Below are 263 nucleotides of genomic sequence, written 5' to 3' on the forward strand. Positions count from 1 at the left end.
GGCCTTCGACGTCGTCCGCATAGGCTTTCATCTGCTCCAGCTGGAACGTGCCCATGCCGCCGTGGCCGCCGCCGGCGAGGGTCATGGTTGGCATCTGCAGGCGGGTCTTCGCCAGTTCGGCGTTCTGCCGCACGCTCTCGTTCAACGCGCGGTAGTACTCGAACGAGGCGTTCAGGCTGTGCGGCTTGGCGTACGACCTGGCGTACAGATCCAGCAGGCGCTCGCTGAACACCTCGGTGTTGCTGGAATGGGACTTGATGAAG

1 pseudogene is annotated in these 263 nt (G+C 63.9%); it reads right to left on the reverse strand.

Features of this window, described 5'->3' with window-relative positions:
- A pseudogene (cif, locus tag ACLJNW_RS25910) lies at positions 1-263 on the reverse strand (CFTR inhibitory factor Cif); the annotation flags it as partial.

This window comes from Salmonella sp. SAL4457, assembly GCF_046548235.1.
GTDB lineage: Bacteria > Pseudomonadota > Gammaproteobacteria > Enterobacterales > Enterobacteriaceae > Salmonella > Salmonella enterica.